This window comes from Pseudomonas sp. ARP3 (assembly GCF_001029595.1).
GTDB lineage: Bacteria > Pseudomonadota > Gammaproteobacteria > Pseudomonadales > Pseudomonadaceae > Aquipseudomonas > Aquipseudomonas rhodesiae.
Map to the genome: position 1 here is coordinate 146,319 of NZ_LEKF01000011.1, position 26,837 is coordinate 173,155.

Below are 26,837 nucleotides of genomic sequence, written 5' to 3' on the forward strand. Positions count from 1 at the left end.
GGGAGCAGGACATGACCAAAGGTAAATTGATAAAACTGACACTGTGCGGCGTTGTGGTCGGTGGGTTACTGCTGCTCGGCTGGCAGCGTTGGCAGTATTCCAACGCGTACGTGAGTACCGATAACGCCGAGCTCGATGGCGTGATCATTCCGGTGCGCGCCAAGCTCTCGGGCGTGGTGATGAGCGTGCCGGTGACAGACAACGTTACGGTGCAAAGCGGTGATCTGCTGTTTCAGATCCGCGACAGCGAATATCAATACCAGGTCGAGCAGCGTGAGGCGCAATGGCAGGCGTTGCTTGCCGCCGCAGGGCGCGGCGGCGGTCCGGGTGCGTTGGACAGCCAGGTCCTCGGCGCGGTCGCAATGCGCCAGGCGGCGCAAGCGGCGCTGGCACAATCGAGCGCCAATCTGGAGCAGGCGCGCAACGATTACGGGCGCGCCCGCCGCCTGGGCGCCCAAGGTGTGTTGAGCACCCAGGATGTCGAGGTGGCCAAGGCGCGTTTCGACGCCCTGAGCCACGCCCAGGAAGCGGCACGCGGCAATGCCCAGGCTGCCGCGCAAAGCACCTTGGCCAACAAAGCCGAACTGAAAGTGCAGGACTACCGGATCGCGGCGGCGCAAGCCGAACTTGAACAGGCCCGGATCAAGCTGCACGACACTCGTCAGACCGCGCCGGTGCGCAGCATCGTCTCGAAAAAAGAAGTCGAGCCGGGCCAATTCGTGGTCGCCGGGCAGAAGCTGTTGAGCCTGATTGCCACCGACCCGCTGTGGATTACCGCCAACTTCAAGGAAACCCAGGTCGGGCGCGTGCGGGTCGGCCAATTGGCCAAGGTCACTGTGGATGCGTTTCCCGGGCAGGCTTTCGACGGGGTAGTCGAGAGCCTCGCACCGGCTACCGGCGCAAAGTTTTCACTGCTGCCCCAAGAGAACGCCACCGGCAACTTCACCAAGGTGGTGCAGCGCGTGCAGGTCAGGATTGCCCTCAAAGACGTGCCGGATGACTACAAAGCCTTGTTGAGTCCCGGCATGAGCGCCTTCGTCGAAGTCGCCACGCAACAGCACGGCAGCCACACGTTATGAAGTCGCCGTATCTGATTGCGCTGACCGTGACGCTGGTGTCGATGATGGAACTGCTCGACGTGACCATCGTCAACGTGGCGATTCCCAGCCTGATGGGCACCTACGGGGCGTCGGTCGATGAAATCTCCTGGGTGTCCACTGGCTACGTGGTGGCCAACGTAGTGATCCTGCCGGTCAGCGGCTGGCTGTCGGCCTGGTTCGGGCGGCGCACTTATTACCTGGTCTCCACGGCGCTGTTCGTGCTGGCATCCGTGGGCTGCGCCTTTTCCGCCGAACTCTGGCAACTGGTGGCATTCCGCGTACTGCAAGGCTTGGCGGGCGGCGGGTTGCTGGGGATCTCACAGGCAATTATTTACGACGTATTCCCCAAGGAGAAGGTCAGCAGCGGCATGGCCTTGTACGGCGTTGGCGTGATGATGGGGCCGACGTTGGGCCCCACGGTCGGCGGCTATCTGATCGACACCTTGTCCTGGCACTGGATATTCCTGATCAATCTGCCTATCGGTGCTGTGGCCCTGCTGCTGTGCTGGCTGTGCATCGGCGACTCCGCCAATGAAAGCAAACCCAGCAGCGTCGACTACAGCGGCTTCTGCCTGCTGGCCCTGGGCGTCGGCAGCCTGCAGATCCTGCTGGAGCGCGGCGAGCATTGGGACTGGATGGAATCGAACTGGACGGTTGCCTGCCTGTTGCTCAGCAGCTTCAGCCTGGCGGGGTTCTTCTGGTGGGAACGGCGCGCGACCAACCCGATCGTCAATGTGGCGCTGTTTCAGAACCGCGAGTTTGTGATGGGCTGCATCTGCGCGTTTTGCGTGGGTTTCGGGCTGTACAGCACGTTATTCATGGTGCCGCTGTTTTTGCAGACGTTGCTGGCACAGAGCGCGTACCAGAGCGGGCTGGTGATTTTCCCCGGGGCGGTGGCCAGTGCCATCAGCACCTTGGTGATCGGCAAGCTGTCCCAGGAAAACAAGATCGACGAGCGCGTGTTCGTGACCTTGGGCATCGTCATGTACTGCTATGCGATGTTCCTGCACACCCAGTTCACCCTCGACAGCAACCCGGACACGCTCTATTGGCCCCTGGTGATTCGCGGCCTGGGCCTGGGCATGATCTTCGTACCGCTGACCAACCTGGCCATGCGCCGTCTGCCGCTGACGTTGATCTCGGGCGCTTCGGGCGTGCTCAACCTGATGCGCCAGCTGGGCGGCAGCGTCGGCATCGCCATTGCCGCGACCCTGCTCACGCGGTTCTCGTGGGAGCGCTATCGCCTGCTGTCCGAGCATGTGACCGAGTCCAGCCTGGTTGCCAGTGGCTGGGGCGGCGTGGAATCCAACCCGCTGTTTCTGTCCCTGAACCTTGCAAGCCATCAACAAGCCTTGGCCCTGATGCCTTACCTGCAAGCGCGTGAACAAGCGCAAATGCTGGCCTTCAGCATGCTGTTCGGCACATTGGGCGCGGTCATGGCCATCGGCATTCCCATGGTGCTGATGATGCGCAGAAGCACCCTCAGCCGATAACTTCTCCAGTGGAGCACATCCCCTTGCGTATTCCAGGGCTGCATCTCGACCCGATCACACTGCTCACTTTCCTGTGCGGCCTCAGCCTCGCCTGCTGCCCGGCCAATGCGGCGGCGGAAGACTTGTACCAGCTGTACCAGAAGGCGCTGACCCACGACATGAAGTTCGCCGCCGCACAGGCGCAACAATTGGCCACCGCGGAAAAAGAACCGCAAAGCCGTGCCAACCTGTTACCGGACCTGTCGGTCACCGGCGGCGCGGCGTGGGTCGATGCCGAGGATTCGTCCGACTACCATCGCAACCGCAATAACACCAACGCCTATGCCGTGGTTCTCACCCAACCGCTGTTGCGCTGGCAGAGTGTGGTTGCCCACGACCAAAGCAAACTGATGATCAGCGCCAGCGAGGTGCAGACCGAACAGGCGCGCCAGGACCTGATGCTGCGTGTCGCCCGCGCCTACTTCAACGTACTGCTTAACCAGGAACTGCTGAACACCCGCACGCAACAGTTGCAAACCCTGCAGGAGAGCCAGGACCGCACCCGGCGTTTGTTGGCCGACGGCGCCAGCACCCACAACGCGCTCGAACAGGTTCAGGCCAAATACGACCAGGCCTTCGCCGAGCAAATCGCCGCACGCGGCGCGCTGGATATCGCCACCGAAGCCCTCACCCAATTGACCGCCGCCCAGGCGCGCCCATGGTCGGGCAAGGAGCCACAGTTCAGCGCTCCAGTGCCCGCCGCGATCGGCGCCTGGGCCACCACCGCACAACAAGGCAACCTCGCCGTGCAGCGGGCGCAGATTGCCCAGCGCCTGGCCGAAATGGACATCGACAAGGAACAAGCCGGCCACTTGCCGACCCTTGACCTGATCGCCGCCCATGGCCGTTTTGCCTCGGTCGGCGGCGATGTGTACGACATCACCCTGCCGGAGAATCGTTATAACCAGACGGTGGTCGGGGTCAAACTGAGCGTGCCACTGTATGGCGGCGGCCGTACCAGCAGCCGCGTGCGCGAAGCCCATGCGTTGCAGAGCAAAGCCCTGGATGAACTCGAAGATGCGCGCCGCAGCGCCGGGCTGATGGCCCGCCAGGCCTACCTGCAAGTGACCAGCGGCATGAGCCAATACCAGGCGCTCAAACAGGCGCTGAAATCCAGCCAGGTCAACCTCACGTCGGTGACCCACGGCTTCGAGGCCGGTGCGCGCATCAACACGGAGGTACTGGACGCACAGCAGAAAGTCACGGACACCCAGCAACGTTTGGCCCAGCAACGCTACGCGATTCTGCTCGCGCAGCTCAATCTGCTGGCGTCGACGGGGAACCTGAACGACGCGCGTCTGCGTGAGGTCAGTCGCCTGCTCGATTGAAGCCGGTGCACGCCCCATTCAGCCCATGTACCTGAGCCATTGAATTCAGGGTTCGATAATCGAACGGGTTCCCGCTTCTGCCGTTCAAGTTCACTGCGTGAATGCGGATAGCACGATCACTATCACTTAAGTGGTCTGCGGAGTATGCCCATGTTTGCCCATCGGCCAGGTACCGTGTGACCTCGTCATAATCATTTGCGCCGCGCCCCTTAGAGGACAGGATCACGATCACATGGCCCTTGCCCTGGTCCAGCGCTTCGATATGGACGTTGTCCTTCTCGGCCTCCAGTGTACGTACCGAATCATCGGCATTTGCGCAGGCTATAGGCTACGAGGCCAGCGACGATTTATGAACATCTGACATCGCCCACTTGTTCAATTATATGTCGGGGTCTTCTATCTAAATCATCAACCCCGTCCTATGTGCTTCCCGCATACCCCATTCTCAAACGTCATAATCCCGCGTTTTCCTACGTGGTAGTCTCACACGTCTACCAATAGGCATTGATCGTATGTCGTCAATGGCCCCAACCAGGAAAGATCATGCCAAAAAAGTCCCACTCAGCCTTGCGCGTTAATTTTCGTGAATTGTTGGCAACGCCTGCGTGCGTTGAAACCGCTTCCGTGTTTGATCCGATGTCGGCAAGGATTGCCGCCGACCTGGGTTTCGAGGTCGGTATCCTGGGCGGCTCCGTGGCCTCGTTGCAGGTTCTGGCGGCCCCCGATTTTGCGTTGATCACGCTGAGTGAGTTCGTTGAGCAAGCCACCCGCATCGGTCGTGTCGCGCAGTTGCCCTTTATTGCCGATGCCGATCACGGTTACGGCAATGCGCTGAATGTGATGCGCACCGTTGAAGAACTGGAACGTGCCGGCGTCGCCGCGCTGACCATCGAAGACACGCTGCTGCCGGCGCAATTCGGGCGCAAGTCCACGGATTTGATTTCCATAGACGAAGGTATCGGTAAAGTTCGCGCGGCGCTGGAAGCGCGGGTTGACCCAGAGCTGTCGATCATTGCCCGCACCAACGCCGGCGTATTACCGACCGAAGCGGTGATCGAACGCACCCTGGCCTATCAGAAAGCCGGTGCCGATGGCATCTGCATGGTGGGCGTCAGCGACTTCGAGCACTTGGAGAAAATTGCGGAAAACCTCACGGTGCCGTTGATGCTGGTGACCTACGGCAATCCCAAACTCAACGACGCGCAACGCCTGGCCAGTCTGGGTGTGCGGGTCATCGTGGCCGGCCATGGCGCGTACTTCGCGGCGATCAAGGCGACCTACGACAGCCTGCGCGCCCAACGCCAGCTGACCCACAGCACTTCGAACCTCAGTGCCACCGAGTTGACCCACACCTACACGTTGCCCGAGAGCTACGTAGCCTGGGCCAAAGAATTCATGGACGTAAAAGAGTAACTACCCGGTGGATCGAGGGGGCTGCCCCCCTCCTCCCACGCGGGTCTGTCCCCCGGTCAGCCAACCCAGCCCACCGCAGTTTTCGGAATTACTTCCGATTCATCCAGCTTCGACGCAAACATACTCACCGCCTTCACGGCATCGCTGGTGCTGGTGCGTATCTGCAGAATCACCGAACCCGCCTGATCCGCCAGGTTGACGCCACGCTGCGCGCCCTCCTGGGTGGCATTCATGCTGCTCACCGCGTCGCGGGTTTCCGACAGGATCATGCCGATCATCTCGGCGATTTCCGCCGTGGAACGGCTGGTGCGACCGGCCAACTGGCGAACCTCATCGGCCACCACCGCAAAGCCGCGACCCTGGTCACCGGCGCGCGCCGCTTCGATGGCCGCGTTGAGGGCCAATAGGTTGGTCTGGTCGGCAATGCCGCGGATGGTATTGACGATGGCGGTGATCTGCTCCGAACGATCACCCAACTGCCCCACCAATCGCGCGGAGGCGCCGATGTTTTCGGCAATCCGGCGCATTTCCGTGGCGGTGTCGTGGATAACCTGAGTGCCGTGTTCGGCAAACCGCTCGGTTTCCGACGAGATATGGTAGGCACGCGAGGCGCCGCGCGAGTCTTCCTCGAATTTTTCCACGCGTTCGGTGATATCGCTGGCGAACTTGACGATTTTCAGCAGCGTGCCGTCGATGTCATAGACCGGGTTATAACTGGCTTCCAGCCACACTGGGCGGCCATGTTTGCCGATGCGTTTGAATTGCCCAGTGAAAAATTCACCGTTGTTCAAGCGACGCCAGAAGTCGGCGTATTCGCCACTGTTGACCAGGCTCGGTTCGCAGAACATGCGATGATGCTTGCCCTTGAGCTCGGCAAGGGAGTAGCCCATGACATTGAGGAAATTGGGATTGGCATCGAGTACGTGGCCGCTCAAATCAAACTCGATCACCGCCATGGCCCGGTCCAGCGCCGCGAGTTTGCTGCGGGTTGCGGCCTCCTGCTCGACCTTGCTGGTGACGTCCAAGGCGTACTTGACGACTTTCAGCACTTGGCCACGTTCATCCAACACCGGGTTGTAGCTGGCCTCCAACCAGACGGTTTTGCCGTTGGAACCCACCCGTTTGAAGGTGCCCGAGACAAATTTGCCGGCGCGCAGATCCGCCCAGAATTCACTGTAGGCCGGGCTGCTGGTGAGTGCAGGCAAACAAAAGTCGCGATGGGATTTGTTGGCCAGTTGATCGGCGCTATAACCCATGGTTTTCATAAAGTTATCGTTGGCCCGCAGCACCTTGCCGTTCAGGTCGAATTCGACCACCGCCATTGAGCGTTCCAACGCGGCGTTCAGCCCTTTGTATTCGGTGACTTCGGCCTTCCTGGCCGCCAGTTCTGTTTTTAATGCGTTATTGAACATGACGAACCCTCTGCCGTACGGAGAACCTGCTTCTAAAGTAGCTATCGGCCCCAGTTTTAGCGACTTTACGCGGCTTTAATTTTTATTTTCTGGCGTCAAAAAAACGTATTGCCATAGCCCCCGGTTTGCCCTGGCCAATGATTTCGAGGACCATGGCGCCTTTGTGTTTTTGCCCACCAGAGGTGCCCATGGCCAACCACGATCTGTCCTACACTCCGGACCCGGATGCCGAGTCCATTTCTTCCGACGTTGTCGGCTTCAACGGCATCCTGGTGTCGACCCAGATCCCGACCCGCGCCGACGGCAGCCTGGAACTGGGGGATATCACCCTGCAAAGCGAATGCACGCTGCAAGCGCTGAAAGTCGCCCTGGAAAAAGCCGGCAGTTCTATGGATCGGGTGATGCACCTGACCATTTATCTGACGGATATGGCCGATCGCGCGGCCTTCAACGAGGTCTACAAACGCTTTTTCGCCAAGCCCTGGCCCGTGCGCGCGGCGGTTGGCGTGGCGGCGCTGGCGGTTGAAGGCATGCGCGTGGAAGTCACCGCGATGGCGGCCAAGGCCTGAAGTGATGCCGGTCAGGCATTTCACGGCTACAATGCGCGCCTCAACCGTGACAAGCCTGACTAAAAAAACTATGTCCTTGCCCAAGCATCACCTGGAATTGCTCAGCCCTGCCCGCGATGTAGCCATCGCCCGCGAGGCCATCCTGCACGGCGCCGACGCCATCTATATCGGCGGCCCCAGCTTCGGCGCGCGCCACAACGCGTGTAACGAAGTGAGCGATATCGCTCAACTGGTCGAGTTCGCCCGCCGTTACCACGCCCGGGTGTTCACCACCATCAATACCATCCTGCATGACAACGAGCTGGAGCCGGCGCGCAAGCTGATCCATCAGCTCTACGACGCCGGTGTCGACGCGCTGATCGTGCAGGACCTGGGGGTGATGGAGCTGGATATCCCGCCCATCGAGCTGCATGCCAGTACCCAGACCGATATCCGCACCCTGGCCCGCGCCAAGTTTCTCGATCAGGCCGGGTTCTCCCAACTGGTATTGGCCCGTGAGCTGAACCTGCAGGAAATCCGCACCATCGCCGACGAGACCGATGCCGCCATCGAGTTCTTCATTCATGGCGCACTGTGCGTGGCGTTTTCCGGGCAGTGCAATATCTCCCACGCGCAGAACGGCCGCAGCGCCAACCGCGGCGATTGCTCCCAAGCGTGCCGCCTGCCGTACACCTTGAAGGACGATCAGGGGCGCGTCGTGGCCTTTGAAAAACACCTGCTGTCGATGAAAGACAACAACCAGAGCGCCAACCTGCGTGCGCTGGTAGAGGCCGGTGTGCGTTCGTTCAAGATCGAAGGCCGTTACAAGGACATGGGCTATGTGAAGAACATCACCGCCTATTACCGCCAGCGCCTGGACGACATTCTCGAAGATCGTCCGGACCTGGCCCGTGCTTCCAGCGGTCGCACCGCGCATTTCTTCCTGCCCGACCCGGAAAAAACCTTCCACCGCGGCAGCACCGACTACTTTGTCAGCGAGCGCAAGATCGACATCGGCGCTTTCGACACGCCGACCTTCACCGGCCTGCCGGTGGGTGTGGTGGAAAAAACCGGCAAGCGCGACCTGCAGGTAGTCACCCATGAGCCGCTGTCCAATGGCGATGGCCTGAACGTGCTGGTCAAGCGTGAAGTGGTGGGGTTCCGCGCCAACATCGCCGAGCCCAAGGGCGAGTTCGAGGAAGACGGCCAGAAGCGCTACCGCTATCGCGTTGAGCCGAATGAAATGCCCGCCGGCCTGCACCAACTGCGCCCCAACCATCCGCTGAACCGCAACCTCGACCACAACTGGCAGCAGGCGCTGCTCAAGACCTCGGCCGAGCGCCGTATCAGCCTTGCGTGGGTCGCGCGTTTGCGTGAAGAGCAGTTGCACGTCACCGCTACCAGCGAGGAAGGCATCAGCGCCAGCGTCACCCTGCCCGGCCCGTTCGGCGTGGCCAACAAACCGGAACAGGCGCTGGATACCTTGCGCGACTTGCTCGGCCAACTGGGCACCACCGAATACCACGCCACTGCCATCGAGCTGGATGCGCCGCAGGCGTTCTTCATCCCCAACTCGCAGCTCAAGGCACTGCGCCGCGAAGTCATCGAAGCGCTGACCGCCGCCCGGGTCGCGGCGCACCCCCGTGGTGGGCGCAAGGCCGAAACCACACCGCCGCCGGTCTATCCGGAAGCGCACCTGTCGTTCCTGGCCAACGTCTACAACCAGAAAGCCCGCGACTTCTACCACCGCCACGGGGTGAAGTTAATCGACGCGGCCTTCGAAGCCCATGAAGAAACCGGCGAAGTGCCGGTGATGATCACCAAGCACTGCCTGCGCTTCTCGTTCAACCTGTGCCCTAAACAGGCCAAGGGCGTCACGGGCGTGAAGACCAAGGTGGCGCCGATGCAACTGATCCACGGCGACGAAGTGCTGACCCTGAAATTCGACTGCAAGCCGTGTGAAATGCATGTGGTGGGCAAGATCAAGGGCCACATTCTGGGCTTGCCGCAACCCGGCAGCGTGGTCGAACACTTCAACCCGGACAAACTTATCTATCAGGGCACGCACTGACGCTGTTGCACTTCGTCAACGGCTAACACTGTTTTGTGGTGAGCGGGCTTGCCCCGCGCCGGGCTGCACAAGCAGCCCTGGAACCGGCTGTCCCCATTCGCTCTGACACTGCGCCGCAGTTTGATCGCGGGCCGCCTCGCGGCCCAGTGCGGCGCAACCCCGCTCATACAGGCACCGCCTTGGGCTATCGCCAATCGATCTAACCCCCTGTCATTTTTCACAGGTGCCTTCGCCGCTTCGTTGCGTTAGCGTCGGTGCTGTGGCTGGAGGGTTGCCCATGACGCGCTCACTTATCAAAGAAGTCAGCGATGCCAATTTCGATAGGCAGGTGTTGCAGGCCCTAGGCCCAGTGTTGGTGTATTACTGGAACAATAGCTGCGGCCATCTGCCCTACCTCGAACAAATGGCTGAGGATTACCTGGGCCGCTTGACCATTGTGACGCTGAATGTCGACGACCATTGCGTCACACCGGCCCGGTACGGGGTGCACGAGGTGCCCACGCTGATGCTGTTCAAAGACCACAGGAGGCATTTATGAGTCAGATCAAAGCCATCACTGACGCTTCGTTCGAGGACGACGTCATCCACAGCACCAAACCTGTACTGGTCGACTTCTGGGCCGAATGGTGCGGCCCGTGCAAAATGCTTGCGGTGTCTATCGAACAGATCGCCGAGGAATACGCAGATCGGTTGCAGGTTGCCACACTCAATGTCGACGAGAATCCAGCCACGCCGCAAACATATGGCATACGTAGCATTCCTACGCTGATGCTGTTCAGTGGCGGTCATGTAGAAGGGACGCAAATCGGCGCTATCACGAAGTCGCGACTGATCAGCTTTCTGGACGGCAAGCTCTGATTGCTCAGGCCCGCAACCCTTTCGCCGCCTCCAACAATCCCTGAAACCGCCGATAACGCTCATCCAGCACCGCCCGCTGCGTCGCATCCGGCAAGTAGCGCGCCTTGATCGGCATACCTGCTGCCAGCAAGTCTGCGCCCTCGCCCACCGCCATGAACCCGAGTTTCGCCGCGCCGATGCAGGCGCTCAGTTCACTGCCGTGCAACGTGTAGATCTCCCGTTGCAGGATATTGGCCAGCAACTGCGCCCAATATGCGCTGCGCGCGCCGCCGCCTACCAAAGCGCAGGCGCCGACCTGTGCGCCCGCCGATTGCACCGCGTGCAGCGCATCCAGCAGGCCGAAGCCGACGCCCTCCATCACCGCATAGCCGAGCATCGCCGGTGTGCAGTCATGCCCCAGCCCCATAAAGCCGCCGCGCAACAAGGGGTCGTTGTGCGGCGTGCGTTCGCCGGCCAGGTACGGCAGGAACAACGGCGTGTGCAGCGGCACGGCCTGTTCGATCGGTAATTGCGCCTGGACCTGCGCTAGCAAGGTTTGCTCATCCGCCATCCCGGTCAACCGCGTGACCCAGCGCAAGCAACTGGCACCGGCGAGCATGGCGCCCATGGTGTACCAGCGATCCGGTAGCGCATGGCAGAAGCTATGTACCGCGCTGGCCGGGTTGCCGGCGGCGTGGTCGGTGATCGCCACAATCGCCGCGCTGGTGCCCAAGGTGATGAAACCGTCCCCGGCATGGACCGCACCGATGCCCACCGCCGCCACCGGGTTATCGCCGCCACCGCCGGCGATCACTACCTCGGGCGAAAGCCCCAGCTGCGTCGCGGTCAACCGCGCGCTTGGCGCGCCGCCTTCAACCAGTCGAGGCATCTGCCACGGCGCCAGGCCGGTGGCGCGCAGCATCGGCGTGAACCACTCGCGTCGGGCCACATCCAGCCACAGCGTACCGGCGGCGTCGGACATCTCGCTGATGCGCTCGCCAGTCAGACACAACCGCAGGTAATCCTTGGGCGACAACACGCAGTCGATGGCTTTGAACACCTCTGGTTCATGCTCCTGCAGCCACAGCAACTTCGGCGCGGTAAGCCCGGCCATCGGCAGGCTGCCGGTGACATAGGCGAAATCTGCGCCCAGGCGTTCTGCCTCGGCCACGGCGCGGGAGTCATCCCACAGGATGGCCGGATACAGCACCCGGTCGTCCGCACCCAACAGCACCGCGCCGTGCATCTGCCCGGACAGGCCGATACAGGCCACATCGGCATACGCCGGATGGCTGCGCAGCTGGCCAAGCGCCTGCATACAGGCTTGCCACCAATCCTGCGGCGCCTGTTCTGACCAGCCGCTGTGGCGTCTTGAAACGCTCAGGCGCACGCCGGCATGGGCCAGGACGTTGCCGTCGAGGTCCATCAGGATGGCTTTGAGTTCAGAGGTGCCGAGATCGATGCCCAAGGAAACCGGACTGTTCATACGTATGTGATTCCAATCAGTGGCAGCCACAGGAATTGCGTATTCGCAGGGTTGGTGCCAGGCGCACACACTGGGTGGGCGCAGCGGGCGACGCCATGCGTTGCAGCAGTAGATTGACCGCCTGGGCACCCAACGCCTGCACAGGCTGGGCGATCAGGGTCAAGCGCGGCACGAAAAAGTCTGCCCAATCAAAATCATCAAACCCCACCAACGCCATCTGCGCCGGAACCTCCAGGTGCGCATCACGCAGAGCGTGCATCGCGCCCAGGGTCATCAAGTTATTACCGGCCATAATCGCCGTCGGTGGCGACTCCAGGCCCAACAGTTGCACCGTGGCCTGACGAGCCGGCTCGGTACTGGAACCGCCGTTTACCAACAGCTGCGGATCAACTGCCAACCCCGCCCCCTGCAACGCCGCCGTGTAGCCGGCCACCCGCTCATCCGTGGTACTGAACCCCGCACGCCCGGCGATAAAGCCGATACGGCTATGTCCGTGGCTTATCAGGTGTTCGATCAAGGTTTGCGTGGACCGCGCGTTTTCCACCCCGACCTGATCAAATTGCGCGCTCATCATCCGATCCACCAGCACCGCCGGAATCTGGTTGGCACGCAGGTAATCCAGGGCCAGGGACTCATTCGACGGGGCCAGCACAATACCGTCGACACGCCGATGATGCAGCGCCGTCACTACCCGCAACTCTTGCTGCGGGTCATCGTGGGTGTCGACAAACAGCATCATGTAGCCGTGCTTGGCGCACTCGGTTTCAATCGCGTGCACGGTCTCGCTGAAGTAGTGATTGGACAGCGCCGAAATCGCCACGCCAATGGTGCTGGTGCTGGAACGGGCCAGCGAGCGCGCCAGGGTGTTGGGGATATAACCCAGATCCTGGATCGCACGCTGCACTGCCAGCACCGTCGCCGCGCTGACTTTACGGGTGCCGTTCACCACATGGGACACGGTTGAAGTCGACACCCCGGCGCGGCTTGCCACATCGTCCATGGTGACCATGGCGCGGTTCCTCAGACGGACTCAGTGTTTGCTCGACCAGCCGCTGTAGCTGCCGACATTGTCGCGGGTGATCAGTTTCGGCGTGAGCAACGTCACCGCGTCGGCCGGGGCTTTGTCGTTGAGAATGTCATTGCCTACGTCCACGGCGGTCTGGGCCATGGCCCACGGGTCCTGGCTGGCGGAGGCCTGGATCTGCGTATCGCTCTTCAGTGCATTTTCGATGTCCGGCGCGCCATCCACCGAGGTGATGATGATGCCGCTGCGCTTGAGCTGCTTGGCTGCCAGGTCGCTACCGATGGCTTGGGGGTCGTTGATCGCGAACAGGCCGTCGATTTTCGGGAAACGGGTGAGATAGCCCTGCATCACGTTCAGGCCGCCTTCGCGCGAACCTTTTCCGTCCTGATCGTCGGACAGCACCTTGATGTCCGGCGCGCCGGCCAATGCAGCTTTGCAGCCCTTGACGCGGTCGGTCACGGCGGTGACCTGCGGGCCGTTCTGGATAATCACATTGCCTTTGCCCGAGAGCTTGTCCACCAGGTACTGGCAGGCCAGCTTGCCGGCTTCGACGTTATCGGTCTGTACGGTGGCGTTCACGCCCTTAGCGTCCACATCCACGGCGACTACGACGATGCCGGCGTCGCGGGCTTTCTTGATCGCCGAGGCCATGGCCGAGGGGTCGACGGCGTTGAGCAGTATCAAGTCGACCTTGGACGAGATGAAGTTGTCGATCTGGGAAAACTGTTTGCTCAGGTCATAGTCGGCGGACACCGAGGTCACCTTGACGTCGGGGTTCAACGCCTTGGCGCGCGCCGTGGCACCGTCGGCCAGGGTCACGAAATACGGGTTTCCCAGCGAGCCCATGCTGATGCCCAGCGCTTTGAGTTCACGGGCCTGTACTGCCTGGGACATCAGGGCAGCCAGAGCGATGACGGGAACGATACGTTTAAAGTTCATGCGCTTCTCTCTTGTGATTGTTGTAGGAGATAAATCAGGTGCGCGCGCCGGACTGGCGATAACGGTCCAGTGCCACCGCGCCAATGATCACGATGCCTTTGATGATGTATTGCCAGATATCCGACACCCCCAGCAGCACCAGGCCATTGGTGAGCACGGCAATGATCAGCGCGCCGATCAGCGTGCCACCGATGGTGCCGACGCCGCCGGTAAAGCTGGTGCCGCCGAGGATCACCGCGGCAATCGCATCCAGCTCGTAGGATTGCCCCAGTTGCAGGCCGTTGGCGGCAAACAGGCGCGAAGCGCTCATCACCGCGCCGAGCCCGGCCAACGCCCCGGACATGGCATAGACGAACAGCAACACCTTCCACACCTTGATCCCCGACAGCCGCGCCGCTTCCGGGTTGCCGCCCACCGAATAGATCTGCACCCCCATCACCGTGCGCCGCAGGATGAACCACGACAGCGCCACCACTGCCACGGCAATCACCACCAGCCATGGCACGCCAAGGATCGAGTCGTTACCGATAAATGCAAACGGCAGATCCGGGTTGAACACCGTCTTGTCGTCGGCCAACAGCCGCGCCAGCCCACGCATGGCGGTGAGCGCGCCGAGGGTGACGATAAACGGCGGCAGGCGCATAAAGGCGATCAGCCCGCCGTTGACCAGCCCGAGTAACAGCCCGAAGCCGATGCCGGCGGCGATGCCGAACATACCGAACTGCGGCGACATCGACGCCTGCAACGCCACCACCGCCGACGCCGCCAGGATCGCGCCCACCGACAGGTCGATGCCGGCAGTGAGGATCACAAAGGTCATGCCCGCCGCCAACACCACGTTCACCGAGGCTTGCTGGGTGATGATCGACAGGTTCTGCAAGGTCAGGAAGTTTTCACTGGCCAGGGCAAAGCCCACCAGCAGCAACACCAGCACCGGCAACATGCCGACCGTGCGCATCAGCTCGCGGGCGCGTTCGGCTTTGCCTATAGGTGTGAGGGTCATTGTGTTGTTTGAGTCAGCCATGGGCAGCCACCTGATCGCCACCGGTGGCGAGGTCGATAATACGTTCCTGGGAAATAGCGTGGCCGGAAGCCCCGCCGACTTCGGCCACCAATTGGCCTTCGCGCATGATCAGCACGCGGTCGCAGGTGCCGATGATTTCCGGCAGCTCGCTGGAAATCACCACAATGCCCACCCCGGCCAGCGCCAGCTGATTGATGATGCGGTAGATCTCGGATTTGGAGCCGATGTCCACGCCACGGGTGGGTTCGTCGAGGATCAGCACATGGGGCTTGACCTCCAGCAAGCGCGCCAGCAGGACTTTCTGCTGGTTGCCACCGGATAACGCGCCGACGTTGACCTTGCCCGACGCCACGCGGATCGACAGCGACTTGATCGCGTCATTCGAGCGTTGCGCGGCGTGCGCCCGGTCGAGCACGCCACCGGCGCGGGCATCCGGCACACAGGCGCAGACGTTGATGTTGTCGGCCACGCTCATGTCGAGGAACAGGCCCTGGGCCTTGCGGTCTTCGGTGAGGTACACCACGCCGGCACGAATCGCGTCCGCCGGGGTGCGCAGTTGGGTGACGGTCTTGCCCACCACTTCCAGAGTTCCGCTGGTGCGCGGGTCGGCGGCGAAGATCAGGCGCGCCAGCTCGGTGCGCCCTGCCCCCACCAGCCCGGCAATGCCCAGCACCTCACCGGCATGCAGGTCGAAACTGCACTGGCGCACGCGTTTGCCGTCGGCCATGTCGCGCACGCGCATCACCACGGCGCCGGGGTCGTACGCCGCGTGGTCCTTTTTATAGAACCCTGACAAGTCGCGGCCCACCATCATTTTCACCAGCACCTCGGCCGACAGCTCCTCGCGGGTCAGTTCGCCGATGTACTGACCGTCGCGCAGCACCGATACGCGGTCCGACAGCTCGTAGATCTCGGCCATGCGGTGGCTGATATAGATGATCGCCAGGCCTTGGCTGCGCAGCTGTTTGATCAGCGCGAACAGGCGATCCGTTTCGCGGGACGACAGCGGCGTAGTGGGCTCGTCCATCACCAGGATCTTGGCGTGGGCATGCAAAGCGCGGGCGATCTCCACCAGTTGGCGCTCGGCAATCGACAGGCTGCTGACCCGCGTGGCCGGGGTGAATTCGGCGCCCAGGCGTTGCAGCACTTCGACGCAGCCGTCCTGCATGCCGGCGCGGTCGATGGTCCAACCACGCCGGAGTTCGCGGCCCAGGTAAATGTTCTCGGCCACGCTCAGGTTCGGGCACAGGCTCAGTTCCTGGTAGATCACGGCGATGCCGAGGGCTTTGGCGGTGGCGGGATTGAATGTGGCGATGGGCTCGCCGCCGATGCGGATTTCACCGCCGGGATCGGCCTGATAAGCGCCGGAAAGGATTTTCATCAAAGTGGATTTGCCGGCGCCGTTCTCCCCCATCAAGGCGTGGATTTCGCCGGGGTAAACCTTCAGGCCGACATTTTTGAGCACGCGCAAACCGTTGAAGGTTTTGCTGATGCCCTGCATCTCCAGCAAGGGTTCAAGGCTCATGTCTGAGCTCCTGGTTTTATTATTTTTGTCGTTCGGCCCCCTTTGGATCAGAGCCGATTGGCACCGACTCTAATCAGATACATTTACTTACGCAAGCGCTTGCGTGCGCCATTTGTCGCTAGAAGAAACGTTTCATCAAGCTGATTTGTCGCAACTTCAGCGATTACGCGATTTAGGCAGCATGCGTATCAGCGTGTTGTCGCGCACCCAGTAGTGATGGAACAGCCCGGCGGCCGCATGCAGGCCGATCAGCCAATAACCGGCATTGCCCAGCCACTCATGCCAGTGCTTGAACACCTTGGCTTGGTCCGGGTCCATCGCCACCAGAGCGGGCAACGACCACTCGAAGTACGGCAGGGTTTTGCCCCCGGCGCTAAGCATCAGCCAGGCCAGCAGCGGCGTCACGATCATCAAGCCATACAGGGCCAGGTGCATCAGGTGCGCCAACGCCGTTTGCCAGACCGGAGGCCGCGGCACGATGGCCGGACGAGGAGCCAGACGCCCGAGCAAGCGCACCCACACCAACAGGAAAATACCCATCCCCAGCAGCCCATGAGTGCCCGCCATGAAGCTCCTCGCCACACTGCCGCGAGGCAGCAGGCCTTTGATTTCGATGCAGGCATAGACACCGACAAACAGCGCCAGCATCAGCCAGTGCAGGGTCATCGATAACCGGGCGTAGCGCTGCGTTACCCAATATTGGTTCATGGAAAAGTCGCCTTTGAGGAAGTGATGGCCGAGGCCGGCCTGGAAAGTCCGCGCCACCCTGCCCTGGCAGTCTTAAGCCAGTCTGAAGACCGAACGACGATGTTTACGCCCACCTTCAGACTTCGTTAAGAAAGGCTACTGATACTCCTCCCAACTTGACGTGGGAGGCGAACCGCCAAATGCCCGATTTCGACTGGAACATCCCGTTGCCCCTGCTGTTCGGCCACGCCGACAGCGCCCCGCTGCACCTGAGCCGCGCCTTGCCCGACGACCCTCGGCGCCCGGCCTTCGAAGCGTTCATCCAGCAGCGCTTTCGCCTGGCCCATGGCGCGGACATCCGCCACTTCATGCCGCAATTGTTTGGCGTCAGCCAGGCCGACGGCGAGCTGTGCGCCGTCGCCGGGGTACGCCTGGCCCGCAGCGAAGCGCTGTTTTTGGAGCAATACCTGGATCATCCGATCGAGGCCTTGGTCAGCGCCGCCGCCGGCCAGCCAGTGGAGCGGCGCGCCATCGCCGAGGTCGGCAACCTGGCCGCCAGTGATAACGGCAGTGCACGCCTGAGCATCATCGCCATCACTTGGTTATTGGCCATGGGGGGGCTGGAGTGGGTGGCCTTTACCGGCAATGCGGGGCTGGTCAACAGCTTCCATCGCCTTGGGCTCAAGCCCGTGACCCTGTGTGCCGCCGACCCGCAACGCTTGGGCGATGAGCGCCATAACTGGGGCCGTTATTACGAAAGCCAGCCGTGGGTGCATGTGGGCAATATCCGCGCCGGCTTCACGCATTTACGCAACATGGGCCTGTTTTCGCGCTTGGGCCTGCCTACCACCCTTGAGGACACTTGCCATGTCGCCTGAAACCCTGCGATTCCACGCCGTTCTGCGTGGCCATGCCGAACGTAACGACGGTGCCATCGCTCTGTGGGGCGACTCACTGAAAATGGACTACGCCACATTGTTCGCCGAGGTGGCCTATCGGCGCGAACGTCTGCGCGATGAGGGCGTACAGGTGGTGGCGCTGGCCTTGGACAATGGCGTCGATGCCATGCTCTGGGACCTGGCAGTGCTGTTCGAGGGCCTGACCTGCCTGACGTTGCCACCGTTTTTCAGCGCGGCTCAACGTGCCCACTGCCTGGAGCAAAGCCACGCCGAGCGGGTCATCGCCGAACCCTATCTGAGCCAGGAGCTGGAGGGCCTGGGCTACCACAAGGTCGGCGATTTCTGGTGCCGGCACTTCGACGGGCGACCCTCAATGCCCCTGGGCACCGCCAAAGTCACCTTCACCTCCGGCACCACCGGCGCGCCCAAAGGTGTATGCCTGAGTGGCGAGAGCCTGCTGCGGGTAGCCCGCGAGCTGTACCAGGCCAGTCACGTCAATGAACCGCGCCATCACCTGGCGCTGCTGCCCCTGGCGATTCTGCTGGAGAACCTGGGCTGCTACGCCGCGTTGTATGCCGGCGCCACCTTGAGTGTGCCGGGCCAAAAAAGCCTGGGTATCCAGGGCGCCAGCGCGGTGGATGCGGCGCAATTGCTCGGTTGCCTGGCCGCGCGCCAACCCCACAGCCTGATCCTGGTGCCACAACTGCTGCTGATGCTGGTCATCGCCGCCGAGCAAAAGGCTTTCAGCCCCCGGGGCTTGCGGTTTGCCGCCGTGGGCGGTGCCCGTGTGTCCAAGGCCTTGTTGCAGCGCGCCCAGCAGTTGGGCATGCCGGTTTTCGAAGGCTACGGGCTGTCGGAGTGCGCCTCGGTGGTCAGCCTCAACGTGCCGCAGGCGCAGCGCCCGGGCAGCGTCGGAAGACCCCTGCCCCATGTGGATATCCGCCTGGCCGAGGATGGTGAAGTGCTGATCAAAGGCTCGACCCTGCTCGGTTACCTCGGCCAGGCCGAAGAGCCCGACACCTGGTGGCCCAGTGGTGATCTGGGGGCCTTCGACGAAGACGGTTTTCTGTACCTCAAGGGCCGCAAGAAACACCAGTTCGTCACCAGTTACGGGCGCAACGTCAACCCGGATTGGGTCGAGGCCGAACTGACTCAGGGCGGCGACATTGCCCAGGCATTCGTCTACGGCGAAGCCCTGCCCCACAACCACGCCCTGCTCTGGCCCCATCGTGCCGACTGCAGCGACGCCCAACTGGCCGCCGCCGTGGCCGAGGCCAATGCCGGCCTGCCGGACTATGCCCAGGTCCACCAGTGGACGCGCCTGGACGCCCCCTTCACCGCCGCCAACGGCCTGCTCACCGCCAATGGCCGGCCTCGGCGCGACGCCATCGTCGCCCGTTACCACGCCTACTTTACTCAACCTTTGAATGAGGACACGCCATCGTGAATTTCTTCGACACCCTGCAAGACGCCACCCAGCAAGAACGCCAGGCATTGTTCAGCCTGCCGATCATCCGCGATGCCCTGGAAGGCAAGGTCAGCCTCGACAGCTACCGCGCCTTTCTGGCCCAGGCCTATTACCACGTCCGCCACACAGTGCCGTTGATGATGGCCTGCGGCGCACGCTTGCCGTCACGCCTGGAATGGCTGCGCAAGGCGGTGTGCGAGTACATCGAAGACGAATACGGCCATGAACATTGGGTACTGGATGATATCGAGGCCTGCGGCGGTGATAGGCTAGCCGTGCGCGACGGACGCCCTGGCTTGCCCATTGAGCTGATGGTCAGCTACCTCTACGACCTGATCGCCCGCGATAACCCGGTCGGCCTGTTCGGCATGGTCAACGTACTGGAAGGCACCAGTATCGCCCTGGCCACCCACGCCGCCGGCAGCATCCGCGAGCGCCTGCAACTGCCGGCCGAGGCGTTCAGCTATCTGAACTCCCACGGGGCGTTGGATATCGGCCATATGCAGACCTATCGCGGCCTGATGAACCGTCTCGACGACCCGGAGGATCAAGCCGCGGTGATCCGTGCGTCCAAGGTGGTCTACGCGCTCTATACCGATATGTTCCGCAACCTGCCACGCCTTGGGGAGACCACCCATGCGCCTGTCTGAGGCCCGCGTGGTGCTGACCGGCGCCAGCGGCGGCATCGGCCTGGCGATAGCTGCCATGCTGTGCGCCAGTGGCGCGCAGGTACTGGCGGTGGCGCGCCACCGTGCGCCGCTGGATGTGCTGCTTGCGCAATACCCGCAGCAGTTGTGCTGGGTCAGCGCCGACCTGACATTCCTGGCCGACCGGCGCAAGGTACTGGCGGCGGCCGAAGCCATCGGCGGTATCAACCTGCTGATCAATACCGCCGGGATCAACCACTTCGCCATGCTTGAGCAACTGAACGACGCCGACATCAACCAGATGCTCGCGTTGAATATCGGCGCGCCGATCTGTCTGACTCGGCTGCTGTTGCCGATGCTCAAGCAAGCGGCGGGCGCCAGGGTGGTCAATGTCGGTTCCACCTATGGCTCCATCGGCTACCCCGGTTATGCCACCTACTGCGCGACCAAGTTTGCCTTGCGCGGGTTTTCCGAAGCCCTGCGCCGCGAACTGGCCGACACCCACGTCGGCGTGCTGTACGTAGCGCCGCGCGCCACCCGCACCTCAATGAACAGCGCGGCGGCCGAAGCGCTGAACGAGGCGCTCAAGTCCAACGTCGACGACCCGCACACCGTGGCGTCGGCGGTGATCAAGGCGATTGTGGACGACCGTCGCGACCTGTACCTGGGCTGGCCGGAGCGTTTCTTCGTGCGCCTCAACAGCCTGCTGCCGAAGCTGGTCGACCGTGGCCTGCGTAAACAACTGCCCCTGGTGCGCCGCTTGAGCGATAACCCTGTTAACAAGGACTAACCCCATGAGAACACTGATTGCCGCCCTTGTGCTCAGTGCCCTGAGCCCCCTCACCTGGGCGTTGGACGCCGCCGACCAGCAACGGCTGACCACGATCCAACAACGCTGGGCCGAGATCCAATACGGCCTGCCTGAGGCACAACGCACCCAGGCCTTCGAGCAACTGGCCGGCCAGGCGAATGCCTTCACCCAGGCCCGTCCGCAGGCCGCCGAAGCCTGGATCTGGTCGGGTATCGTCACCAGCAGTTGGGCCGGTGCCCAGGGCGGCCTCGGGGCGTTGAGCAAGGCCAAGACCGCCAAGGCCGACCTGGAACGCGCGCTCGGCCTCGACCCCACCGCCCTGCAAGGCTCGGCCTATACCAGCCTGGCGGCGCTGTACGATCGCGTTCCGGGCTGGCCGATTGGTTTCGGTGACGCCGACAAGGCCGAGCAGTTGCTTAAACAGGCCTTGCAAGTCAACCCGACAGGCATTGATAGTCTGTACTTCTGGGGCGATCACCTGTACCGGCAAAAACGTTATGAGCAAGCCCGCGATGCCCTGCAAAAGGCCCTACTGGCGGGTCCCCGCCCAGGTCGGGAACGCGCCGACGCCGGGCGGCGCAAAGAGATCGAGAGCCTGTTGGCCGAGATCGCCAAGCAACTTAACTGACAGGAACGCGCGTGCGGCTATTACTGATTGAGGATGACGAAGCCCTGGGCGAAGGGATTCACCAGGCCCTGGCGCGCGAGGGGTACACCGTCGACTGGTTGAAGGACGGCAGCAGCGCCCTGCATGCCCTGCTCAGCGAAACCTTCGACGTGGTGGTGCTCGACCTCGGCCTGCCGCGCATGGGCGGGTTGGAGGTGCTGCGCCGCCTGCGCGACAGCGGTGCCACCGTACCGGTGCTGATTCTGACCGCACGGGATGCCACCGAAGACCGCATCGCCGGGCTCGACGCCGGTGCCGACGATTACCTGATCAAGCCCTTCGACCTGGCCGAACTCAAGGCCCGCTTGCGCGCCCTGCTGCGGCGCAGCGCCGGCCGGGCGCGGGTGCTGATCGAACATGCGGGCATTTGCCTGGACCCCAGCACCCAGCAAGTCAGTTATCACCATCAACCGGTGTCGCTGACCCCCAAGGAATACCAACTGCTGCATGAACTGCTTTCGCCCCCGGGGCGGGTCATGACCCGCGATCAGTTGATCCAGTTGCTGTATGGCTGGAACGAAGAAGCCGAAAGCAACACCCTGGAGGTGCATATCCACCACTTGCGCAAAAAGTTCTCCAGCGAATTGATCCGCACTGTGCGAGGCGTGGGTTATCTGGTGGAGGATCGCGTGTGACCTCGATTCGCCGCCGCACCCTGACCTTGATTATCGGCCTGCTGCTCGGCGGTTTTTTGCTGATCAGCGCATTGAACCTGCATGACAGCAACCACGAAATTGCCGAAGTCTACGATGCGCAACTGGCGCAAAACGCCCGGTTGCTGCAAGGCCTGATGAGCCTGCCGCTGGCGAACGAGCAACAAGCCGACCTGTACCGCGCCTTCAACAAGGCGCTGGCCGAGGCCAACCCCAAAGTCGATGGGCATCCATACGAAAGCAAGGTGGCTTTCCAGGTCTGGAGCCCCCAGGGCGAACGCCTGGTGTTCACCTCCAGCGCTCCCACGTTCGCCACTCCGCCCGAACAGCCAGGCTACAGCAATGTGGACGACCTCAATGGCCGGCAATGGCGCGGTTTTTTGCTCAAGGACAAGAACAGCGGCCTGCGCATCTGGGTCGGCGAACGCGACGATGTGCGCGCCGACCTGGTCGGTCGTATCGTGCGCCACACCTTGTGGCCGAACGTGCTGGGCAGCCTGATCTTGGCGATGATGGTCTGGCTGGCCATCGGTTGGGGGCTCAAGCCCCTGGCTGATATGGCCGCAACGTTACGCGCCCGGCACTCCGGCTCCCTGGAGCCGATGCAACTGACGCCCTTGCCGACCGAACTGGAACCCATGCAGGCCGCCCTGAACCGTATGCTCGCGCAGCTACAGGACCTGCTAGGTCGCGAGCGACGCTTTATCGCCGATGCGGCCCACGAAATGCGTACCCCGCTGGCGGTGCTGCGGGTGCATGCGCAAAACCTGCTGGAGGCCGGCACCGAGGCTGAACGCCGCGAATCCCTGGCCTTCCTGATCACTGGCGTGGACCGTACCAGCCGCCTGGTCAACCAGTTGCTGACCATGGCGCGCCTGGAGCCGAGCGCGGGGCAACCGCCCTTACAGTCCCTGGACCTTACCGCCGCCGTGCGCGACAGCCTGATTCAACTCACGCCCTGGCTATTGAGCAAGGGCCTAGAGCTGGTGTTCGACGCGGACGATGCCCCTTGCACCGTGACCACCGACGGCGCCGCCATCGCGATCGCCCTGACCAACCTGGTGACCAACGCGGCGAATTTCTCTCCGGAGAATGGCGTGATTACCGTGGGGTTGCACAAGACTGACACGGCGTTCGAGCTGACGGTGGACGATCAGGGCCCCGGGATCGACGAACAGGAACGCGAGCGCTTGTTCGAGCGCTTCTACAGTCGTGGCAACGCCCACGGCGCAGGCCTGGGCTTGACCATTGTCCACACCATCGCCCAGCGCCTGGGCGGTCAGATCCGTCTGCACAACCGTGCCGGCGGCGGGCTGCGGGCCACGTTGCACATCCCCCTTTGACCCGCTTCAACCGATCAGCAGGCCCAACCATGTCGCGGCGGTCAGCAATGCTTGACCGCCAATCACATAGCCGGCAAAGCGGCGGCCGTCGCTGACCCAGGCCACCAGACACTTGCTCAGGGAATTGCAACTGACCGCCAGCAACACCGGAATCGGCGCCGCCTGCACGGCCAATTGGCCGCTGGCGGTCAGGGCGGCAATCGAGGCGGTGGACGCGTGCGCGTCAGCGAAGCCGCTGAGGGTGGCGGTGACCATCACGCCCCATTCGCCGAAGTAATACAGCATCGCCGATGAGACAAACGTTATACCGGTCATCATCAGCACCATGATCAACGCCAGTTTGAGATCGAATGCACCGCCCACTTTGATCGCCTCGCTGGCGGCCGACGTGGGGGTGCGCAGCATCAGGCAAATGCCGTAAGCCGCGATGGCGACAAAACCGGCCAGCAACGGCCAGGCCATTTGCGCCAGCAACGCCGGCTCTACCGTGCCCAGAATCAAGGCCACCTGCGCCACCGTAGCCAGGTTGGAGAAAACCGCCGCGGCCGCCAGCGTGCGCAACTGCTGCGGTTCCTTGGCGGCGATATGGCCCATGGCGGCGATGGTCACGGTGCTGGAGGCGAACCCGGACGCAATGGCACCGACCGCGTAGCCATAACGCGGGCCCAACGCCCGCACCACCACATGCCCCAGGGCGCCGACCGCCATCAGCAGTACGGTCAAGGTGCAGATGGTGCGCGGGTTGATCGCTGCATAAGGGCCGATAAAGCGGTCCGGCGCCAACGGTAATACCACCAGCGCGACCACCAGCAGCAACAGGCCGTCGCGCATTTCGGCGTCGCTCAGTTGGCTGCGGGCGAACTCGTGCAGTTTCTGCCGATAGACCAGCAAGCCGGCCATCACCACCCCAATCGCCGTGGCCAACTCGGGCGCCGCGCCGCACAGGGCGCCCAGTACCAGCACGGTGAACAACGCCACTTCGCTGGTGATGCCCGGGTCTTTGGCCTGGCTTTTCCAGTACGCGGTACTGACCAGCAGCGCCAGGCACAGCGCGATCAGGCCCAACAACAAGGCGCCGCCGACCTGCTGGGTCACATAACCGAGCAATGCGGTGATCGAATAGGTGCGCAACCCGGCAAAATCGCGATGCTCGCCTTCGCCCTTGTGGCGTTCGCGCTCAAGCCCCACCAGCATGCCGATACCCAGCGCCGCAGCGGCGCCGGCCAGGCCCAAGGTCTGGCTCATAACAGCACCCCTGGCGTGATGGACATAAACAACCTCTCGGCTTCAATGGACGCCCGGACCGGCATCGCTCTCTGCAGTCTGTGCCAGGATGCCGCACGCCGCGTTGATTATCATCAACGACCCCCACTTTGACCGCACGTCGCTCGCCCCGCCCGGCGTGGCGGCGACTTGATGCAGATCAAACGCCGCCCAACGGTCGGGGCCATGATCGACCCTAGATGCCACTGGTAATCCAAGGGAGATCGCACATGTCTGCTCAAGCCCGTTTCTTGCTGCTGGTTTCACCGTTGATGGAACACAGCCCCGCTTTCGAGCGCGCCGTCGCGTTGGCCAAGGCCGAAGGCGCCGCCTTGCATATTCTGGCGTTCGACTACCTGGAAGGTCTGGCCACCGCCGGATTGGTCAACGAACAGGCCCTGGAGCAGATGCGTCTGGGCTATGTGGAGCGCCATCACCAATGGCTTGAAGACCAGGCGCGGCCGTTGCGCAAACTGGGGCTGACGGTGACTACCGAGGTGGCCTGGGTCGATGATCCGCTCAAGGAGCTGTTGATTCGCCTCAAGGAAGAACCCATGGCCCTGGTGATCAAGGCACTGGCCCATGAGTCGCGTCTCTCGCGCTTGATGTTCACGCCGATGGATGTGCACCTGCTGCGCGAATGCCCCGTACCGCTGCACTTTGTGCACGGCGTGCATCACGCTCTGCCACGCAGGATCGTGGCGGCGGTCGATCCATTCCACCGCGACGGTCGCTACCAGGGCCTCAACGACCGCATCCTGCATGAAGCGAGCAAATTGGCGACGGCCTGCGAGGCCGATGTACAGATGGTTTACGCCCATGACTTGTCCGACCTGGCCGCCCAGGAGTATGAGTTCGGCAGTGGCGCGGCGTTCTTCTCGTCGCAGGCGGCCAAGCAGCTGTTCGCCGCCCAGGGCGAAGCCTTCAACGACCTGGCGGCGCGCAACGGCATCCCGCCGGAACAGCGCCACATGATTCTGGGCAACCCGGCGAAGGTGTTGTCCAGCTTCGCCGACGCCTACAACATCGACGTGATCGTCATGGGCCGGGTCGGTCATCACGGTCTGTCGCGGCTGCTGGGCAGTACCACTGAAACGCTGCTGTACCGCATGCCCTGCAGTGTGTGGGTGGTGTCACCCGAGATGCTGGAATAACCCGGCCATTTCACCCCATGGAGGTTCCGTCATGTCCAATACTGAAGCACTCAACCGGCAAGCCGCGCCTGTTTATGCGGCGGTGCCCCACGAACACTGGATCGACCGGCTCGACGATGGCCGCCACGTGCTGGTGCGCCCATTGACTGCCGAAGACCGCGAGCGCGAATACAACTTCATCAAGGGCTTGTCCCGCGAGTCCAGGCATCAGCGTTTTCTGGGCGAGGTGTGCGAGCCGGGTAAGACATTGCTCGATCAATTGATGGACGTCGATAACCAGGAACGCCTGGCGTATATCGCCTTAGTGCACGATAACGGCCAACTGGTGGAAATCGGCGTGGCGCGCTACGCCGCCGCCAAGGACCAGGCGTGCGAATGCGCGGTGGTGGTGGCCGATGCCTGGCAGCACCTGGGCCTGGCGCGCGTGCTGATGCAGCACTTGATGGCTGCGGCGAAAAAAAATGGCTACACGCGCATGTATACGGTGGACGCGGCCACCAATGCGCATATGCGTCAATTGACCCATGATCTAGGTTTCGAGAGTGTCACTGATCCGGATGACGGTACTCAGGTGATCAGCAGCGTGCAGCTCTGACCGAATCGCCTGTAGCGCAGCCGGCCTCATTGCCGCGTCGTATGATCGTCGTCCGCTTCTTCGTCCGGCGAGACCAGCGGCACTTGGGCGTCATCCATCAATGACCCCGGGTCTTCGTTACCTGGGTCGTTGAGTTCTTCATCCGGTTGATGAGCCATGATCGTCTCCTCTAACTAGCCGCCCTGGGTGTCGATGTCGGCGTCGGTTTCCGGCTTGGGCTCGCGCTCGGGCTTGAAGTCGGGGCTGTAGTCGTTGTCCTTGGCCTTGGGGTCGGCGGCAGGCTTGGGGTCCTTAGGGGCATCGGCGGCGGTGCCGGGTGCCGGCTCGCCACCGTCGATGGCGGGGTCATTACGGTCGCTGACTTGGGGATCGTTGCTAGTGCTCATGTTTAACCTCTGCGCAGTGATTGGG

27 protein-coding genes are annotated in these 26,837 nt (G+C 62.5%); 17 read left to right on the top strand and 10 right to left on the bottom strand.

Annotated elements, in window-relative coordinates:
• Positions 1-11: 11 nt before the first annotated feature.
• The 4 genes from ABX75_RS14975 (at position 12) to ABX75_RS14990 (ending at position 5,373) form a co-directional block, all read left to right on the top strand.
• Positions 12-1,079, top strand: a complete 1,068-nt coding sequence (locus ABX75_RS14975) for an HlyD family secretion protein (protein ID WP_034113704.1) — start codon at positions 12-14, stop codon at positions 1,077-1,079.
• A complete protein-coding gene (locus tag ABX75_RS14980; RefSeq protein ID WP_034097855.1) occupies positions 1,076-2,593 on the top strand; it encodes a DHA2 family efflux MFS transporter permease subunit in 1,518 nt (505 codons plus the stop codon). Before ABX75_RS14975 ends, ABX75_RS14980 begins: the two co-directional genes overlap by 4 nt.
• Positions 2,594-2,616: 23 nt before the next feature.
• Positions 2,617-3,960: a TolC family outer membrane protein gene (locus tag ABX75_RS14985; protein WP_052229565.1), complete on the top strand. Its 1,344-nt coding sequence runs from the start codon at positions 2,617-2,619 to the stop codon at positions 3,958-3,960.
• A gap of 543 nt (positions 3,961-4,503) precedes the next feature.
• Positions 4,504-5,373 carry an oxaloacetate decarboxylase gene (locus ABX75_RS14990; RefSeq protein WP_034097854.1) on the top strand — a complete coding sequence of 290 codons (870 nt, stop codon included), beginning with the start codon at positions 4,504-4,506 and terminating at the stop codon, positions 5,371-5,373.
• Positions 5,374-5,429: 56 nt separating this feature from the next.
• Here the strand turns inward: ABX75_RS14990 and ABX75_RS14995 are convergent, their stop codons facing one another.
• A complete protein-coding gene (locus ABX75_RS14995; protein WP_034097852.1) occupies positions 5,430-6,785 on the bottom strand; it encodes a PAS domain-containing methyl-accepting chemotaxis protein in 1,356 nt (451 codons plus the stop codon).
• 188 nt (positions 6,786-6,973) lie between these two features.
• Between ABX75_RS14995 and ABX75_RS15000 the strand changes: the two genes are divergently transcribed.
• The 4 genes from ABX75_RS15000 (at position 6,974) to trxA (ending at position 10,262) form a co-directional block, all read left to right on the top strand.
• Entirely contained in the window at positions 6,974-7,354 is a 381-nt protein-coding gene (locus ABX75_RS15000; RefSeq protein WP_034097850.1) for a RidA family protein, read from the top strand.
• A gap of 70 nt (positions 7,355-7,424) precedes the next feature.
• A complete protein-coding gene (locus ABX75_RS15005) occupies positions 7,425-9,404 on the top strand; it encodes a U32 family peptidase (RefSeq protein ID WP_047882202.1) in 1,980 nt (659 codons plus the stop codon).
• Between the two features lie 277 nt (positions 9,405-9,681).
• Positions 9,682-9,942, top strand: coding sequence for a co-chaperone YbbN (locus ABX75_RS15010; RefSeq protein WP_047882203.1), 261 nt, complete (start codon positions 9,682-9,684; stop codon positions 9,940-9,942).
• Positions 9,939-10,262, top strand: a complete 324-nt coding sequence (trxA, locus tag ABX75_RS15015) for a thioredoxin (protein WP_034097846.1) — start codon at positions 9,939-9,941, stop codon at positions 10,260-10,262. The genes ABX75_RS15010 and trxA overlap by 4 nt, the downstream gene beginning before the upstream one ends.
• A gap of 4 nt (positions 10,263-10,266) precedes the next feature.
• Here trxA and xylB read toward each other — a convergent pair whose 3' ends face one another.
• The 6 genes from xylB to ABX75_RS15045 form a co-directional block, all read right to left on the bottom strand.
• Complete coding sequence (gene xylB / locus ABX75_RS15020) at positions 10,267-11,727, bottom strand: xylulokinase (RefSeq protein ID WP_047882204.1); 1,461 nt, start codon at positions 11,725-11,727, stop codon at positions 10,267-10,269.
• A gap of 16 nt (positions 11,728-11,743) precedes the next feature.
• Positions 11,744-12,751 (bottom strand): LacI family DNA-binding transcriptional regulator, encoded by a 1,008-nt coding sequence (locus tag ABX75_RS15025; RefSeq protein WP_256203863.1) that lies wholly within the window; start codon positions 12,749-12,751, stop codon positions 11,744-11,746.
• 6 nt (positions 12,752-12,757) lie between these two features.
• Positions 12,758-13,690, bottom strand: coding sequence for an ABC transporter substrate-binding protein (locus ABX75_RS15030; protein ID WP_034097840.1), 933 nt, complete (start codon positions 13,688-13,690; stop codon positions 12,758-12,760).
• A gap of 34 nt (positions 13,691-13,724) precedes the next feature.
• Positions 13,725-14,693, bottom strand: a complete 969-nt coding sequence (locus tag ABX75_RS15035; protein ID WP_094065826.1) for a ribose ABC transporter permease — start codon at positions 14,691-14,693, stop codon at positions 13,725-13,727.
• Positions 14,694-14,706: 13 nt separating this feature from the next.
• On the bottom strand, positions 14,707-16,239 hold the full coding sequence (locus tag ABX75_RS15040; RefSeq protein WP_034097836.1) for a sugar ABC transporter ATP-binding protein: 1,533 nt from the start codon (positions 16,237-16,239) through the stop codon (positions 14,707-14,709).
• Between the two features lie 156 nt (positions 16,240-16,395).
• The gene (locus ABX75_RS15045; protein WP_034097835.1) at positions 16,396-16,947 is read right to left on the bottom strand and encodes a cytochrome b; all 552 of its coding nucleotides are present in this window, start codon (positions 16,945-16,947) and stop codon (positions 16,396-16,398) included.
• 179 nt (positions 16,948-17,126) lie between these two features.
• Between ABX75_RS15045 and ABX75_RS15050 the strand changes: the two genes are divergently transcribed.
• The 7 genes from ABX75_RS15050 to ABX75_RS15080 are packed head-to-tail and all read left to right on the top strand — an operon-like array spanning position 17,127 to position 23,414.
• Positions 17,127-17,804, top strand: coding sequence for a thermostable hemolysin (locus tag ABX75_RS15050; protein ID WP_047882206.1), 678 nt, complete (start codon positions 17,127-17,129; stop codon positions 17,802-17,804).
• A complete protein-coding gene (locus ABX75_RS15055; protein WP_047882207.1) occupies positions 17,794-19,272 on the top strand; it encodes an AMP-binding protein in 1,479 nt (492 codons plus the stop codon). Before ABX75_RS15050 ends, ABX75_RS15055 begins: the two co-directional genes overlap by 11 nt.
• Complete coding sequence (locus tag ABX75_RS15060; RefSeq protein WP_034097831.1) at positions 19,269-19,943, top strand: TenA family transcriptional regulator; 675 nt, start codon at positions 19,269-19,271, stop codon at positions 19,941-19,943. Before ABX75_RS15055 ends, ABX75_RS15060 begins: the two co-directional genes overlap by 4 nt.
• On the top strand, positions 19,930-20,730 hold the full coding sequence (locus ABX75_RS15065; protein WP_047882208.1) for an SDR family oxidoreductase: 801 nt from the start codon (positions 19,930-19,932) through the stop codon (positions 20,728-20,730). Before ABX75_RS15060 ends, ABX75_RS15065 begins: the two co-directional genes overlap by 14 nt.
• 4 nt (positions 20,731-20,734) lie before the next feature.
• On the top strand, positions 20,735-21,379 hold the full coding sequence (locus tag ABX75_RS15070) for a tetratricopeptide repeat protein (RefSeq protein WP_047882209.1): 645 nt from the start codon (positions 20,735-20,737) through the stop codon (positions 21,377-21,379).
• Between the two features lie 11 nt (positions 21,380-21,390).
• Positions 21,391-22,053, top strand: a complete 663-nt coding sequence (locus ABX75_RS15075) for a response regulator (RefSeq protein ID WP_034097826.1) — start codon at positions 21,391-21,393, stop codon at positions 22,051-22,053.
• The gene (locus ABX75_RS15080) at positions 22,050-23,414 is read left to right on the top strand and encodes an ATP-binding protein (RefSeq protein WP_034097824.1); all 1,365 of its coding nucleotides are present in this window, start codon (positions 22,050-22,052) and stop codon (positions 23,412-23,414) included. Before ABX75_RS15075 ends, ABX75_RS15080 begins: the two co-directional genes overlap by 4 nt.
• 6 nt (positions 23,415-23,420) lie before the next feature.
• Here ABX75_RS15080 and ABX75_RS15085 read toward each other — a convergent pair whose 3' ends face one another.
• Positions 23,421-24,659: an MgtC/SapB family protein gene (locus tag ABX75_RS15085; protein ID WP_034097823.1), complete on the bottom strand. Its 1,239-nt coding sequence runs from the start codon at positions 24,657-24,659 to the stop codon at positions 23,421-23,423.
• A gap of 248 nt (positions 24,660-24,907) precedes the next feature.
• Here ABX75_RS15085 and ABX75_RS15090 point away from each other — a divergent pair, with 248 nt between their 5' ends.
• Positions 24,908-25,831, top strand: a complete 924-nt coding sequence (locus ABX75_RS15090) for a universal stress protein (protein WP_047882210.1) — start codon at positions 24,908-24,910, stop codon at positions 25,829-25,831.
• Positions 25,832-25,862: 31 nt separating this feature from the next.
• Positions 25,863-26,426: a GNAT family N-acetyltransferase gene (locus tag ABX75_RS15095; protein WP_034138109.1), complete on the top strand. Its 564-nt coding sequence runs from the start codon at positions 25,863-25,865 to the stop codon at positions 26,424-26,426.
• A 26-nt stretch (positions 26,427-26,452) separates the two neighbouring features.
• On the opposite strand, the gene ABX75_RS29715 is transcribed toward ABX75_RS15095, so the two are convergent.
• A complete protein-coding gene (locus ABX75_RS29715) occupies positions 26,453-26,584 on the bottom strand; it encodes a hypothetical protein (RefSeq protein ID WP_256203862.1) in 132 nt (43 codons plus the stop codon).
• 15 nt (positions 26,585-26,599) lie between these two features.
• Positions 26,600-26,812 carry a hypothetical protein gene (locus tag ABX75_RS15100; protein WP_034113680.1) on the bottom strand — a complete coding sequence of 71 codons (213 nt, stop codon included), beginning with the start codon at positions 26,810-26,812 and terminating at the stop codon, positions 26,600-26,602.
• Positions 26,813-26,837 lie beyond the last annotated feature (25 nt).